13 protein-coding genes are annotated in these 14,586 nt (G+C 61.2%); 6 read left to right on the top strand and 7 right to left on the bottom strand.

The window, feature by feature from the left end:
* Positions 1-114: 114 nt before the first annotated feature.
* On the bottom strand, positions 115-1,572 hold the full coding sequence (locus RUH64_RS16160) for an oligopeptide:H+ symporter (RefSeq protein ID WP_313814769.1): 1,458 nt from the start codon (positions 1,570-1,572) through the stop codon (positions 115-117).
* Positions 1,573-1,624: 52 nt separating this feature from the next.
* Positions 1,625-2,974 (bottom strand): amidase, encoded by a 1,350-nt coding sequence (locus RUH64_RS16155; RefSeq protein ID WP_313814768.1) that lies wholly within the window; start codon positions 2,972-2,974, stop codon positions 1,625-1,627.
* Positions 2,975-3,044: 70 nt separating this feature from the next.
* Here RUH64_RS16155 and RUH64_RS16150 point away from each other — a divergent pair, with 70 nt between their 5' ends.
* On the top strand, positions 3,045-3,371 hold the full coding sequence (locus RUH64_RS16150; protein ID WP_313814767.1) for a rhodanese-like domain-containing protein: 327 nt from the start codon (positions 3,045-3,047) through the stop codon (positions 3,369-3,371).
* Entirely contained in the window at positions 3,368-4,291 is a 924-nt protein-coding gene (pheA, locus tag RUH64_RS16145) for a prephenate dehydratase (protein ID WP_313814766.1), read from the top strand. The genes RUH64_RS16150 and pheA overlap by 4 nt, the downstream gene beginning before the upstream one ends.
* Here pheA and RUH64_RS16140 read toward each other — a convergent pair.
* Positions 4,288-5,334: a diacylglycerol kinase family protein gene (locus RUH64_RS16140; RefSeq protein WP_313814764.1), complete on the bottom strand. Its 1,047-nt coding sequence runs from the start codon at positions 5,332-5,334 to the stop codon at positions 4,288-4,290. The genes pheA and RUH64_RS16140 overlap by 4 nt on opposite strands.
* A 38-nt stretch (positions 5,335-5,372) precedes the next feature.
* Here RUH64_RS16140 and serS point away from each other — a divergent pair, with 38 nt between their 5' ends.
* From serS to RUH64_RS16125, 3 genes are all read left to right on the top strand, one after another.
* Complete coding sequence (gene serS / locus RUH64_RS16135) at positions 5,373-6,650, top strand: serine--tRNA ligase (RefSeq protein ID WP_313814763.1); 1,278 nt, start codon at positions 5,373-5,375, stop codon at positions 6,648-6,650.
* 105 nt (positions 6,651-6,755) lie between these two features.
* Positions 6,756-7,589, top strand: a complete 834-nt coding sequence (locus tag RUH64_RS16130) for an HAD family hydrolase (RefSeq protein WP_313814762.1) — start codon at positions 6,756-6,758, stop codon at positions 7,587-7,589.
* Between the two features lie 19 nt (positions 7,590-7,608).
* Complete coding sequence (locus RUH64_RS16125) at positions 7,609-8,115, top strand: hypothetical protein (RefSeq protein ID WP_313814761.1); 507 nt, start codon at positions 7,609-7,611, stop codon at positions 8,113-8,115.
* Here RUH64_RS16125 and RUH64_RS16120 read toward each other — a convergent pair.
* Together RUH64_RS16120 and RUH64_RS16115 are read right to left on the bottom strand one after the other, a co-directional pair.
* Entirely contained in the window at positions 8,112-9,536 is a 1,425-nt protein-coding gene (locus RUH64_RS16120; RefSeq protein ID WP_313814760.1) for a DUF222 domain-containing protein, read from the bottom strand. The two genes, RUH64_RS16125 and RUH64_RS16120, sit on opposite strands and share 4 nt — an antisense overlap.
* A gap of 77 nt (positions 9,537-9,613) precedes the next feature.
* Entirely contained in the window at positions 9,614-10,216 is a 603-nt protein-coding gene (locus tag RUH64_RS16115; RefSeq protein WP_313814758.1) for a hypothetical protein, read from the bottom strand.
* 89 nt (positions 10,217-10,305) lie between these two features.
* On the opposite strand from RUH64_RS16115, the gene RUH64_RS16110 reads away from it, so the two are divergent.
* Positions 10,306-11,463: a serine/threonine-protein kinase gene (locus RUH64_RS16110; protein ID WP_313814756.1), complete on the top strand. Its 1,158-nt coding sequence runs from the start codon at positions 10,306-10,308 to the stop codon at positions 11,461-11,463.
* Here the strand turns inward: RUH64_RS16110 and RUH64_RS16105 are convergent.
* Both RUH64_RS16105 and RUH64_RS16100 read right to left on the bottom strand, forming a co-directional pair.
* Positions 11,460-12,650 (bottom strand): hypothetical protein, encoded by a 1,191-nt coding sequence (locus tag RUH64_RS16105; RefSeq protein WP_313814755.1) that lies wholly within the window; start codon positions 12,648-12,650, stop codon positions 11,460-11,462. The two genes, RUH64_RS16110 and RUH64_RS16105, sit on opposite strands and share 4 nt — an antisense overlap.
* A 4-nt stretch (positions 12,651-12,654) precedes the next feature.
* Complete coding sequence (locus tag RUH64_RS16100) at positions 12,655-14,568, bottom strand: VWA domain-containing protein (RefSeq protein ID WP_313814754.1); 1,914 nt, start codon at positions 14,566-14,568, stop codon at positions 12,655-12,657.
* Positions 14,569-14,586: the final 18 nt, after the last annotated feature.

The following is a 14,586-nucleotide window of genomic DNA, read 5'->3' as shown; positions in this document are numbered from 1 at the left end:
AAGCGTTACCGATGTGTTGATGCAGAACTGTTACCGATGTCCCGATACAAAACATTCTTAAACAAAAACGGCCTTCAAATGAAGGCCGTTTTGTTGGTTCTAGCTGAGCAGGTTCTAGCGGACCGAACCCATGAGCTTCTTCAGCGCCGGGGTAGCGGCAATCATGGCGATACCCAGGATGGCGGCGGTGCCGCCCATGCCGATGAAGTAGGCGATCTCATTGCCCTCGGTGTAGTACCCGGCAAGCACGCCCGAAAGGGTGGTGCCCAGGGAAATCGACAGGAAGAACAGTGCAATCATCTGTGTACCGAAAGCCGCTGGGGCCAGTTTGGTGGTGACAGCCTGACCGACGGGGGACAGCAGCAGCTCGGCAAAGGTGCATAGCAGCAAGATGCCGACCAGGGCCAGCAGGGGAGTCTTTTCGAAGGATTCCAGCGGAATGAACGACAGGAATGCAATGCCCACGATGATCAGAGCCAGTCCGAACTTAATGGCAGTCGGAGGCTGGCGGTCGCCCAATTTGGTCCACATCGCCGCGAAGACACCGGCGAAGATGATGATGAAAATTGGGTTGATCGAGGTGACCCAGCTCGGAGGCATTTCCCAGTTGCCGATGTGGCGGTCCAGTCGTGCATCCGAGTAAGCGGCGATAAAGGTGAACTGCTGCTGGAACAGCGCCCAGAATGCTGCGGAACCGATGTAGAACGGAATGAAAGCCACAACGTGCTTGCGCTCGGTGGCGTTGACCTTCTTGCTACGCAGGATCAAGGTGAAGTAGATGATCGATGCCACGATCACCACGTAGGCAAGGGAGCTTGCCAGGTTTTCCGGGGTCACGATCTTGGTGGCGAAAGCGGCGATGATCAGTACGATCACGGCGGCAAAGATGACAACGTAACGCTTGCGCTCATTGGCTGGCAGCGGGTTGTTAGGAATGCTTGCAGACTTCGGCAGGTTCTTTCGTCCTGCAGCGTAGATGCTCAGACCGATACCCATACCGATGGCTGCCGCGGCAAAGCCTACGTGGAAGCCGTAGTTCACCTGCAGCCAGCCGGTCAGCAGTGGGCCGAGCAGGCCGCCGATATTGACGCCCATGTAGAAGATGGAGAATCCGGCGTCGATGCGCGGGTCATCCTTTTCGTACAGGGAGCCGACCAGAGCGGTGGCGTTGGCCTTCAGGCCGCCCGAGCCGACGGCAACTAAGACCAGGCCTACGATCAGGCCGATGTAGCCCGGCAGCAGTGCCAGGGCCACGTGGCCTGCCATGATGCCGACGGCTGAGTAGAAGAGAACTCGTTCCGAACCGAAGAGGCGGTCAGAGAGCCAAGCGCCCAAGATGGTGGACAGGTACACCGTGCCGCCGTAGGCGCCGACCAGGGACAAGGCCAAGGTCTCGTCCATGCCCAGGCCACCATCGGTGACTGAGTAGTACATGTAGTAGGCCAGCAAACCCTGCATGCCGTAGAAGGAGAATCGTTCCCACATTTCCACGCTGAAGAGATTTGCGAGCGCTCTCGGGTGACCAAAAAAGGTCTTTCCCTTGCTCTGGGTGCTCGATGTTGCAGTAGACATACGTAATATTTTTCGCTTTTCTTTACGTGATTACCTACTTATGTAGGAAAGGTCACATTGAGATCTGCGACGCTAACGCAAGCAGAATACCCTCGTTAGAACGCGGAGAAATCAGCTGAATTCCCATGACAAACCCATCTTTAGTGGTACTGACGGGAACAGTAATTGCAGCCACTGAGGCGACGTTCACCATGGAGCTATAGGGGGAGTATTGGCACTGCAACATATAATCGCGATCCGCTGAACCTTGGGTATAGTGACCCAGCTGCGGTGGCGTCGTTGCCAGGGCAGGAGTGAGGATCACGTCGTAGGCAGACCACTGGGTGACGAAGTCGGCAGCTATTTGCCGTATTCTCGCGGCTGCCTGCTGGCTTTGCTCGGTGCTGCGCACCTGTGCGCGGCGCCGGAAATCCCTGGCCAGTTCTCCCAGCTTCGACTCGTCGTCCAAGGGCATGTCCTTCAGCCCGCTGGTCCATACCGCGGCGAAGGTTTCAGGATAGTCGCCTGCATAGTTCAGCTTGGCGGGGACCACTTGATGGTGTCGCGCAAGAAGCTTGCGGCCCTGGGTGAAAGCATCGCGCGCGGCCTGGTCCAGGGAGATTTCGTAGGCGGATTCAAAGGGAGATTGAGCGCTGTAGCCGATCTTCAACCCCGAAAGCTGCTCAGCAAATCCCGACTGCAGCAGGGGGAGGTACTCGTCGACCCCGCGCATGGCATCCATGAGCATGGCGGCGTCCAGCGCAGAGCGGGCCAACGGACCTGACACTGTGAGCTTCGGAGCGCCGAATCCGTCCGAATATCCCTCAACCACGTCGCTGGGAATGCGGCCAAGAGATGGTTTGAGGCCCAACAGCCCACAGGCTGCGGCAGGAATGCGCACCGAGCCGCCGCCGTCGGAGCCGGGCCCGACGGGAATCATTCCGGCGGCCACTGCCGCCGCCTGCCCACCCGAAGAACCTCCGGAGGAGCGCGTTGGATCCAAGGGGTTGCGCGAAGGGTCCGATACCAGGTTTTCGGAGTAGCTGCTCAACCCAAACTCCGGCACCTGGGTCTTGCCGAGGATCACCACGCCCTCGCTACGCAGCTGCCTCACCAGCGAATGGTCGCGGACCGCGACCTTGTGTTTCACCGCTGCCGAACCGAAGGTCGTCGGCATGCCGGCCACGTCGTTGAGGTCTTTGAAGGCTGTGGGCATGCCGTGGAGCCTGCCGATCCCTGCGCGGTCTTTGGCGAACGCCTCATCGGCTCGGGCCGCGGCTTCCATCGCATCATCTGCCACGTGCACAAAAGCACCAAGGCTGCGCTGATCTGTAATTTGCTTGAGGTAGTACTCGGTGGCTTCGCGGCTGGAGATCTCTCCACTGGCCAGCTGGTCACGCAATCTCAGGGCGCTGTGGGTCAAGATTTCGGCTTTCGACGCAGGAAATGACTAGTCTTAAAAGCAAACACCCAATGAGAGAGGAACGCCAACCGTGAGCGATTTCGAGACTGTATCAGTCACCGAGGTACCCAAGGACGCTTTTATTCTGGATGTGCGTGAGGACTTCGAATGGGAGGCGGGCCACGCCGCCGGAGCCACCCACATCGTGTTGGGCACCCTGCCGGAGCGCGTGGGCGAATTGGACCCGGACGTCGACACCTATGTCATCTGCCGCACCGGCGGGCGCTCGGCGCAGGCGGCCGCCTGGCTGACGGGTTTGGGCTACACGGCCTTCAATATCGCTGGCGGCTCGGATTCGTGGATCGAAGCCAATCTGCCGATGGAATCAGAGAACGGTCAGGAACCAACCGTCCGATGAAATACGCTTATCTCGGCCCGTCGGGCACATTCACCGAAGCCGCACTGCTGCAGGTGGACGGTGCCGTCGACGCTGAACGCATCCCCGCCGCGAACGTGAACGTGGCATTGTCGATGGTGCGCGACGGAGACGTCGACGCGGCGGTCGTCCCCATCGAAAACTCGGTGGAAGGCGGTGTTTCTGCAACTCTTGATTCCATTGCCACCGGCCAGTCGCTACAGATCGTCGCGGAAATTCTGGTGCCGATTACCTTTGTGCTCGCGGTCCGCGAGGGCATTGATGAGCTGAGCCAGATCAAGCAGGTATCCACCCATGGGCATGCCTGGGCGCAGTGCCGTTTGTGGGCCGAGGCAAATATTCCGGCAGCGGTATTTTCGCCGGCGTCCTCCACCGCAGCCGGCGCACTGGGGCTCTTGGACCCGGAGCAGCACCATGATGCTGCGATCTGCAGCCCTCTGGTGGCCGAGGAGCGCGGTCTGAAGGTGCTGGTGAGCGGGGTCGAGGACAACCTGGGCGCCGTCACCCGATTCATTCTGGTCACCCGCCCGGGGAGGATTCCGAGAATGACCGGAGTGGACAAATCCACGCTGATCCTGCCGCTGGCAGAAGACCGCCCCGGTGCCTTGATGGGCATCTTGGAGCAGTTCACCGCTCGCGGCGTGAACCTTTCGCGCATCGAGTCGCGTCCTACCGGCGAGGGTTTGGGCAAGTACTTCTTCTCCGTGGACGTCGAAGGCCACGTGGGCGAGGAGCGCGTCGCGGCGGCACTGTCGGGGCTGCATCGTTTGTGCCCGGAGCTGCGGTTCCTCGGCTCCTATCCGGCGGCCCAGGGCGTCGCGCCATTCGTCGACACGCACAACTCTGACGAGGCGTTTATCGACGCCCGGGGTTGGGTTCAGTCGCTGCGCGACCGCCTCTAGGGGGTGCGCAGGCGCAGCGAGCCGGGGTTCAATGAAACCTCGAGCTCGTTGACCTGGCCGGTGGGATCCCCGTCGATCTGAGTGTTCATCGGCTCGGCGCAGCGCAGCGACACTCCGCTGGTCGGGTAGAAGCTCATCACGGGGATCTTGTTCTTCGCGCGGAACGCCGTCTTCAAGAAGATCCAGCTCCAGCCCGCCGCGGAGCGCGGAGAGAGCACCACGGTATCCAGGACGCCGTCGTCGAGTTTAGCGTCGGGAACGAAGTCGAGGCCCTGCAGCTTGCCGCAGTTGGCGAAGAGCACCGAGCGAACCTTACGCGTTTGCCATTGGGCGTCGCCGGAGAGTTTGAAATGCACGCGCTTGCGGCGCCCGGGCAATTGGCGCAGGCCCGCCTGTGAATAGGCGAGCCAGCCGACCTTTGACTTCAGGTTCTCATCGGTGTCGTCAAAGAGATCGGCGTCAGTACCCACCCCGGCGATGACCAGGAACGCGTGGTCTGCCTGCGTGCCGTCGAGCAGCTGCAGCGTCATGTGCCCCACGTCGATGCGGCGCACAGTGCCCCGCGCGGCGACCAAGGCGGCGGTATGCAGGTCGTCCAGCGGCACCTCGACATTGCGGGCCAACAGGTTGCCGGTGCCCAGCGGAATGATGCCGAGCGTGGCGTCGGTGCCTTCCAGGACTTCCGCCACCGCGCGGATGGTGCCATCTCCACCGGCTGCCACTACCGTGTCGCATCCTGCATCCAGCGCCTGACGGGCGGCTTCCTGGCCTGCGTTCTCCGGTGTCGTATGCAGGATCAGCGGGGCATCGAGGCCCGCCTCGGAACAGACTCGGGCGATTGCCTCCTCTGCTTCATCGCCATGTGACTTGGAAGGATTGACAATCAGTGCAATCTTGGTCGGTTCAGTCTGGGCCACCGCCTCCGCCGGCTTGCTCAGTGGTTTACCGGGGACCGAAAGCTTGCGCACCGAGTACCAACTGGTCGCCGCGGCGGCTGCCGCAATGGCCGCGGCAGAGAAAAGGATCGCTCGATTTGTCTGCATAGTGCTCTCATCGTACTCATGGTTGCTACCCTTAACGTGTGATCGACCTGAAAATGCTCACCGAAAATCCGGATTTGTACCGCGCCTCGCAACGCGCGCGCGGTGCCGACGAGTCGCTGATTGACCAGCTCATCGAAGCTGACACGGCGCGTCGCGAAACCATCGCCACCTTCGAACGCCTGCGCGCAGAGCAGAACGCGTTCTCCAAGAAGGTCGGCCAGGCCAAGGGCGAGGAGCGCACCGCGCTGCTGGCGGAGGTCAAGGAACTTGCCGCGTCGGTTAAATCCGCGCAGGCAGCCGCCGACGAGGCAGGTGCGAAGTCCGTAGCGTTGCAGCGTTCCATTCCGAACCTGATCATCGACGGCATCCCTGCCGGCGGCGAGGACGACTTCGCGGTAGTCAAGCACGTGGGCACCCCCCGCGACTTCAAGGCCGAGGGCTTTGAACCGCTGGATCACCTGCAGATCGCCGAAAAGCTCGACGCCATCGACATGGAGCGCGGCGCAAAGGTCTCCGGATCTCGCTTCTACTTCCTCAAGGGCATCGGCGCCCGCTTGGAAATCGCAATGATGAACATGGCCCTTGACGTGGCCATCGAGCACGGCTTCATTCCGATGATCACCCCGACCCTGGTCCGCCCCGAAACCATGCAGGGCACCGGTTTTGACGTTGAGCACGACGACGAAATTTACAAGCTCGAGCGCGATGACCTGTACCTGGTCGGCACCTCCGAGGTGGCCCTGGCCGGTTACCACGCGAACGAGATCATGGACCTGTCCGAGGGGCCGATCCGCTACGCCGGCTGGTCCTCCTGCTACCGCCGCGAGGCCGGCTCGGCTGGCAAGGACACCCGCGGCATCATCCGCGTACACCAGTTCAACAAGCTGGAAATGTTCATCTACACCAGCGTGGAGAACGCCGAGGCAGAGCACGAGAAGCTGCTGGCCATGGAGGAAGACATGCTCGGCCGCATGGAGTTGGCCTACCGCGTGATCGACACCGCCGCCGGCGATCTGGGCATGAGCGCCGCCCGCAAGTTCGACTGCGAGGCCTGGGTTCCTACGCAGGAGACCTTCCGCGAGTTGACCTCGACCTCCAATTGCACCACCTTCCAGGCCCGCCGCCTGAACATCCGCGAACGCGAGATCGTCGACGGCAAACCGGGCAAGACCCGCGCGGTGGCTACCTTGAACGGAACCTTGGCCACCACCCGCTGGATCGTTGCGATTCTGGAAACCCACCAGAACGCCGACGGCACCGTGAACGTGCCCAAGGCGCTGCAGCCTTATCTGGGTGGACTTGAAGTCCTGAAGTAAACTCGCAAGCCGGCCTTCGGGCCGGCTTGTTTGTTTAAACGCTGTTCACCTGCACTTGTGCTTTGCATCATCGCTAAATTCCGTGGGTGGTGGTTCACTGGAAGCATGACTGTATTGACTAAGACCGGCAACGATGACCGGCTGACTATGAGAAAACTGATGATTTGCCTCGATGTCGACGGAACAATCGTCAACCATCAAGGCGAGATGAGCCAGCGAGTGCGGGAGGCCGCCCGCGAAATCGTTGGACGCGGTCACGAGGTGGTTATTTCCACTGGGCGCTCCCTGGGGGCTGCGCTGCCGATTGTCCGCGAACTCGGAATCGAGCACGGCTACATCGTTGCCAGCAACGGTGGCGTGCTTGCGAAGGTCCACGGAGAGGATGTCCAAGTCATCCACCGTGAAGTGTTCGATCCCTCCTTGGCTCTGGCAGCCTTGTGGCGTTCGCTGCCTACCGCCAAGTACGCCCTGGAAAATGAGCGCGGCGAATTCCTCTCCAGCGACGTATTTACCGACGCCAGCTTCGGCGCCGAATCGCAAGTGGTGGATTTCGAAGAGCTGGTCAACAGCAAGGCGGTCCGTGTGGTGGTGTTTTCCACTGACGCCACGGCAGAAGATTTTGGCAGGGCCGTTCAGGGTCTGGGCCTCTCGGGCGTAACCTATTCGGTCGGGTGGACAGCATGGCTCGATATCGCGGCCGAGGGGACGACGAAAGCCAGTGGTTTGGAGAGACTGCGCACCGTGTTGAAGTTTGATTCGGATGACACCCTTGCCGTGGGCGATGGACGCAATGATATTGAAATGCTTCAGTGGGCCGCCATGGGTATTGCTATGGGCCAGGCTCCGGATGAAGTGAAAGAAGTTGCCGATGCAGTCACCGAAGGCGTCGACGACGATGGACTAGCAATAGTTCTAGAGGAATTGCTGAATCACCAATAGTGGAAACTACAATCGCTGTGTGAAAAGATTTCTGATCAATGTCCTGCTGGTCCTATACCTAGGCATCACAACACTGATTATTTTCGCAATGGGGCTGGGGCTTCTGATTATGGGGATCATCGGCGACAGAAACCCCGAAGTCGTCAGGCCAGACCTAGGATATGTCGTCACCTCACCGCGGTCCTGCTACGTTGACCTTTCTATGAGCCCTAATGGGCAGGCTGAGTATCAACGGCCAACATCGTGGGATCGCAATGCTGAAACCTGCCCCAGTTTTGCCGCGGGTGACAGCGTGTACTTCGATGTCACCAGTGACAACCTCCCAGTAGGAACTGCACCGAGTACGCCGACGATTAACACCTTCGCCAGGGTCACGATGATTGCTATGGGCCCGGTACTAATTTATGCGGCGGTATGGGTACCAATTGTGCAGGTGAAAAAGATTCGTAAAAATCGACTTCGCACGGCACGCAGGAGAGCGCAGGCAAAATATCGAGCTTTTCCTTCAGCGAGACATGGGGGTTAGCGTGCTCCGTGCGTCTGCCGCCGCTTGAATCCCTTTATCCATTTCGAATCACACATCATTTGGGGGAATTCCTGATGCGCTAACCCGGTCGCCGGTGGTGACTTCGAAATGTATCGCAGGCCCGCATTGTTGATAATGATGCTGTGCGGGCTGTCTAATGCAACCCACTCGTCCCATCCAGGTACTTCTTTGGCCTTGTTGCATATCGGGCACCGGCCGCCACTGTTATTGGCAGTGGTTGGACCGCCGCGATGATGCTGAATGATGTGATCGGCTTCTTCAACCAACCCGTTGCAGTAGGGCGTGCGGCAATAGCGATCCCGAACCCGAATGAAGGCGCGGAGTTTTTCAGGGAATAACCTGGCCTTTGAATCCATCGCGATCAATTCGGTGTTGCCTGGAGCTGTGTACAGCCGGGTAATCTCGGTGCATGTCTCCATCTGGTCGAGATAGTTCTCCTGGGTGCTAGTCCTGAAACTAACTCCATCGCTGGGGAGGTCGCCGGCAATCAATTCACGGGCGATCTGCGAGGAGATATAGCCGTAACCTTCCAAGAATGCCGGTTCCTTGTCTCCCAGAAACAGGCTCCTATCGGTCATGATCAAGCTGACGCCCAAGACCATGGGAAGCTTGCGCTTGTTCCCGGCAACGAGATTCGCTACCAATAGGTCGGCTTGTACCTGTGCGCGAGTACGAGGATCGCCGTGCTGTTTGATCACAAAAGATTCGTGCCGCAGGTACTCACGTAGGGCTACGCCTTGAATGGCTGGCAGGCAACCGCTGAACTTGAGGAGCTTTCCATCGCGACGGAAGCGTATGTGCCGCTTCTGGGCGGAGTCCTCGGCTTCATGGCAGTCGTCGTCGGAGAGAAATGGCAGGGTGAACTTTTTGACGGTGTCATGAATCTGCCGAGTCCCCTGAGATTCAAAGATGTCAGGGTTCTGAGCGAAGTAGTTGTCGAAGTCTGTACGGTACTCTGCGCTGATCTTCTTGAGCGGAGCGAGGATTGCCTCGATCTGAGCTTCGGTGAATTCTCCGCGTGAGTAGCACTCGGCCAGCTGTGGAGTGTCTTCGAAAAGAATTCGATAGCAGACGAGCTTGCTGCGATAGCCGGAAGAATCTTGCTGTCGCGCCATGGCTATGGTGCTAGCGGCTCCGCGGGCCAGGTCGTCAATGTGAACGCCGCGCTCTTCATGGTCGCGAAAAACTTCCTTCTCCAGTTGATGAGCCAGTGCCGCCTGATGGTAGTGGTAGGCAGACACTATGGTTTCAAGTTCTTCAATTGCCCGGGCACACTCGTCCTTAGTGCCGTGGATCTCGGTCCACGCCAGCTTGTTCTCCAACTGCTGCATCAAGTCTTGTACATCTTGATGCAAGGTGGGTGACGGTAGGCGGTGTCTTTGCGCCCTCATTTCGGACATATATAAATTATAGCTAGTTTAATAGGACATGTGTTCGAATTTAAGGTAACAATTTAGCGCCTATCGAACACTGTGGCCTAGAGTTGGTCGGCGAATTCCAGGAGCCGGGCAATGCCGGAGCGGGCGCCGAGTTCATCGTTGTACCCGGAACGCACTATCGCTGCGGAGACTGCCTGCGGCGTGATTCCCAAGGTTTGGGCTACCGCCTTCTGCTGGCCGCGCACGCCCGGCGTCAGAAGGTCGACGACCGCCCATTCCGATTCGGTGCGGGTGCGGATGGACTGTCCAATCAGGCGCAGCAGGCCTTCGAGTTCCGCGTCCAGTTCTGTGTTTGCGGAGGATACACAGATCGGTACGCGTTCACCGCGGTGTTCCGCGGCATCCAGGGCCCCGTGTGCACGGCGCAGGGCGCGCCCGTCGACCAAATCCGCCTCGGAGGGCACTGGTTCGTAGAGGCTGCCGACACCCAGGCCGATATTGCAGAAGTTCAGCCTGGCGGTGCGCAGGATCGCGTCGACGGCGGCGTCGGCATCGACGGGAACGCCGAGTAGAAGCTGACCTGACAAGGCGGTGAATGGTGCAAGCGTGCGCACCTGGTCGAGTTGGTCCCACAGCTGCTCGCTGGCGGCGGCGACATCGGTGACGGACCGGGGCCGGGGGCTAAGCGCAACGACAAACATGACTTAAGTATTGCGTGTGGAGCATCATTTGTCGCGGGAGATCGCGGGCATATTAGGCTTGAACCGATTAATTACTAAAAGGAGTTCACATGCCAGAGGTCGTTGCCGGCAGGTTTGAACTGATCGAGCACATCGCTCAGGGCGGTTCTGGATCGGTGTGGCTGGCGCGCGATCTGCAGGTGGATCAGCTCTGTGCAGCGAAGGTGATGCGCCAGAGCTACTCCGGGGAGCTGCTGCGTTTTGTGCGTGAGCAGGGCGTGAAATTCGACCACGAACACCTGCTGACTCCCTATGGCTGGGCGGCGGTGGATGATCAGGTGGTCATCGCCAGCAGGCTGATGCGCGGTGGGAACCTGCATACCGCGCTGGCCGACTACGGCGCGTTTTCTCAGGAGCTGACCGCGGAGATTTTGGTGCAGCTGCTCGACGGTTTGGCGCACGTGCATGAATCGGGGTGGGTGCACCGGGATGTGAAGGCGGCGAATGTGCTGCTTGAAATGACCGGGGTCGGAGTACCTCAGGTGCGGCTGGCCGACTTCGGCATTGCCGCGCATCGCGATGCCCCGCGATTGACCGAATTGGGCATGACCGTCGGCACCGAGGGGTATCTGGCGCCCGAGTTGTTGCTCGGGGCTGACCCGCATCCCGCCGGAGACCTCTATGCGTTGGGGGTTTTGGGCACGAAACTGATGGGACGGAAGGCCGAAGGAGCACTGCAGTCGGTGATTTCAGGCCTTTTGGACGACGACCCGCAGGTTCGCGTCCGCACGGCATCCTCGGCGCCGCAGATGTTGCAATCTTTGCGCAACTCCACCGGTTATCAGGTCGCCAGCGGGGATGATTTTGAGGTCTTCGACCACTTCGAGCAGGAAGCGGCAGAGCCCACCCGCAAGCGGCCGGCAGAACCCGCGCCGAAATCAACTCGAAGCCTGCCGTGGATCCTGGCGGGAATCGCGGTGCTGCTCGGCGTGCTGGCGCTGTGGCTGGTCTTCGGTGGACAGCCCGAGGATACGGCTCCGAGCCCGAGCCCCACGGCCAGTGTCACAGCCAGTGAATCGTCGAGCCCGACGGCCGGTGCATCGACGAGCCCCTCGCCAAGCTCTTTGGACGTAGGCATCACATCGAATGTCGAATCCGGGCAGGAGTGCAAAAAGCTTGAGGAGGGGCTGCTAGTCACCGGCGAGAACGGCGCCAAGCTATTGTGCGAGCGCGAGGGCGCCGGGTACCAATGGCGCCCGGCGCACTAGGACCTGTGGCGCAGCAGCCACAGCGCGGCAAAGCCGGCAAGCCCCACCGCAACACCGCCGATCAGCGCACCGAGTTGGCCGGTCGACGGCAGCCATGAATCGCCGCTCGTATTGGCGGCGGATTCGGAGGCCAGATGTGGTTCCCAGGCAGCGGTTGCCGCGGGATCGCCGGTGACCTGTACCGCCAGTTCGTACTTCATCGGGTTCAGACCGCGTGGATCGCGGGCGCTGCCGGTCAGGGCGATGTAGTAGTAGCCGGGGTTGCGCAGCTCGCCGCTGGAGCCAGAGGCGTCGAATAAATCGCGGGAGACGGTGGTGCTGGTGCTGCGGGTGACCGAAGCGCCGACGTCATCACGGTCCAATTCGCTGCGCGACTGCGTTGAAATGCCCGACGCAAGGGTGGGGCTGAATTCCTGGGCGACCAGCGTTGTGGCGCTGGCGTCGCGCGAATCTCCCATGGTCACCCGGTAGTTCAGGCGCTGCCCCTCGGACAGGTGCACCTTGTAGTACTTGGTCTCAAGCGGCAGCAGCTGGTCGCTGGAGACCGACGTTCCCCCAAGCTCTGCGGCGGACAGGAAGCTCGACCCTCCGGCGACGGGGGCCGCGGGCTGGTCAAGGTCTACATTTGCCGGGGGCAGCTCGCTGGGGGCGTTCCCGCTCAGCGTGGTCGGATCCACCGCCGGCTCGTTCACCAGCGTCAGCTGCAGCGGGATCTCATTGTCGGCCTGCCATTGACCGGAGCGCACGACCTTGAGATAGACCTCTTGATTGCCGCCGCTGTAGCAGCCGGTGAACTGGTTGGGACCGTAGACTCCGGTATCCAGGCTAGCCAGCGCCAGTCGGTCCACTCCGGAACGGTCGGTCGCGGTGGAGCCCCCGAAGTCGCAGTTGTCGCCATCGGCCTGCACCAGGTTCACGTCGAACTTGACGTAGTCGGTGCTGGTCGGCTCGAGCATCGGGTCGATGAGCAGCTGGGCGCTGACCGACTGCCGTTCGCCCTCGGCCGGGGTTGGCAGCTTGTAGTAGCGGGTGGACTCGGCGGGCATCGAATCCTGCGAGCTGCCCGGCTGAAGCTGCGGGGCGGAAGCCATGTCGGCGCCTCCGGCGGCGGTGTCGCCCACCGGCTGGATCACCGGAAGCACCGCGGCGCCCGCGGCCAGCATGAGGGTCAGGGCTGTCTTGATCATGGTCCTAGCTCCTAGAGGTAGCGCGGTGGGAGTAGAGGAAGGTGCCGATGCCCAGCAGCAGGACGGTGCCTACCAGCCCGCCGAGGAACCACGGCCACAGCGGACCGGAGTCGGAGGAAGCCGGCGCAGCCTGTTGCGTCGCTGTAGGTTCTGGGCTGGCGGCCGCCTCGGTGGGAGCTGCCGATTCGTTGGCTGCCGCCGATTCAGCCGGAGAGGCGGAGAAGATCGGGGCCTCGCCGGCAAATGGCTGCTCCGTGCCGCTGACATCGAACGCCAGCTCGTAGTCGAATGGTACGCCGTTGTTCTTGTAGAAGGTCTGGGAGTGGACGACGACGTAGTAGTCGCCGGCCATGTAGGAGTCCTTGCCGTAGACGCCCTCGCGGTTGGACTGGCTGACAGCTGTGCGCATGTTCAGGGTGGCGGTGGGATCGTTGGACGTCTTGGAGATCGAGTTGCTGCCGATCATTGATACGTCGTTGCGCACCGCGGAGTAGACGCGCGTTCTCACGCCGGCGACGGCGGAGTCTTCGCTGGCTTTTCCGGTGATGCGCACATTGAGCTTCTGCCCATTGCCGACGTGGATCTTGTAGTAGCGGGCCTCGTTGGACATCACCGAGTCTTCGTAGCTCTTCTGCGATTGAACTTCCAGGGCGTCGTTGAAGCTGGAGCCGCCGAGCACCGGCTGCGGGTCGGCGGTGACCTTGACCGACTGCGGCGCATCCTCCTTGGTGGCCTGCGCGCCGAGCAGGGTGGCGTCGATGGCAGGCTCTAGGACGTAGAGCAGCTCCACATCCATCGGCTGGTCCTTCTGCAGTTCGCCGCTGCGGCTGACCTTGGCGTAGAGCTCCCCGGTGCCGTCGGCAAAGCAGCCGGTGGTGGTGTCCTCGCGGTAGTCCGGGCTTAGCGCGTAGGCACTGAGCGGGTGTCCCAGGCTCGCCTCGTCGCCGGTATCGCTGTTGCCGGAGGAGCATTCGCGGCCCTGGCCATTGACCAGTTCGACGCGGCTCTGGACGACTTCCTGGATCTGGACCTCGGAGTGATCTGATTGGTCCGGAATGATGGTGGCGGAGAAGTGCGCGCGCTCGCCGGGTTTGATGGGGCCGACCTTGTAGTACTTGGTGGTGCCGTCCTCGGAGGTGAAGGCCTCGGATTCACCCTTTTCCAGGGTGTCGAGGTACTGTCCGGGGGCCATGGCGGGTGCGCGGTGCATCTGATCGGCGCCTGAAATCGGGGTGCCGGAGGCTTGATAGCCGGCAAAGGCGCGCAGGGTGCGGACGGTGAGTTCTTCGGTCAGCGCGTCCGCGTCATCGGCGGTGACATAGCTGCCGCCGGTGGCCTTGGCGATGCATTCAAGCTCGCCCTTGGCCTTCTTGTTCACCTTGAAACCAATGGTGTGCACCGTCAGGTCCACGCCCTGTGCGGCCAGGTCCTTTGCCGCCTCGCAGGCCGGCGGCTGGGAGCAGTTCTCCTCGCCGTCGGAGACCAGGATGATCGACTTGGCGCCGTCGACGTCGTCCATGTCCTTGGCCGCGTGCAGCAGCGAGGCGCCGATCGGAGTTTCCCCCACCGCCTTCAGCTCGTCGATCTTGGAGCCCAGCTCCTGCTTGTGCACGGGCCCGGGCTTCTGCACGGTGGTGATGTCGTCACACTGTTTCGGCGTCTTGGAGCCATAGACCACCAGGCCCATGGTCGCATCGTCCGGGGCGTTGTTGATCAGGTGTTTGGTTGCCTTCTTGGCGGCGTCGATGCGGCTGGTGCCCTCGGCATCCGCGTCGGTTTCAAGCATGGAGCTGGAGTAGTCCATGACCAGCATGACCGGTTCAAGTTCGGCTGGCGTTTCATCGGCAGCTGCCGGGATTCCGGGAATAAGCAGCAGGCCGACGGACAGCGCTGCAATGAGTTTGGATAGGCGGCGCACGGGTCGTTCCTTCCATCG

Source organism: Glutamicibacter sp., assembly GCF_032154645.1.
GTDB lineage: Bacteria > Actinomycetota > Actinomycetes > Actinomycetales > Micrococcaceae > Glutamicibacter.
Note: the sequence above shows the minus strand (reverse complement) of the source record. Positions and strands in the feature narration are given on the sequence as shown.

Excerpts from the sequence above, each read along its gene's own strand:
- RUH64_RS16115 (WP_313814758.1), bottom strand. The coding sequence starts at position 10,216 with ATGTTTGTCGTTGCGCTTAGCCCCCGGCCCCGGTCCGTCACCGATGTC.
- RUH64_RS16110 (WP_313814756.1), top strand. The coding sequence starts at position 10,306 with ATGCCAGAGGTCGTTGCCGGCAGGTTTGAACTGATCGAGCACATCGCT.
- RUH64_RS16160 (WP_313814769.1), bottom strand. The coding sequence starts at position 1,572 with ATGTCTACTGCAACATCGAGCACCCAGAGCAAGGGAAAGACCTTTTTT.
- RUH64_RS16130 (WP_313814762.1), top strand. The coding sequence starts at position 6,756 with ATGACTGTATTGACTAAGACCGGCAACGATGACCGGCTGACTATGAGA.
- RUH64_RS16105 (WP_313814755.1), bottom strand. The coding sequence starts at position 12,650 with ATGATCAAGACAGCCCTGACCCTCATGCTGGCCGCGGGCGCCGCGGTG.
- RUH64_RS16120 (WP_313814760.1), bottom strand. The coding sequence starts at position 9,536 with ATGTCCGAAATGAGGGCGCAAAGACACCGCCTACCGTCACCCACCTTG.
- RUH64_RS16140 (WP_313814764.1), bottom strand. The coding sequence starts at position 5,334 with ATGCAGACAAATCGAGCGATCCTTTTCTCTGCCGCGGCCATTGCGGCA.
- pheA (WP_313814766.1), top strand. The coding sequence starts at position 3,368 with ATGAAATACGCTTATCTCGGCCCGTCGGGCACATTCACCGAAGCCGCA.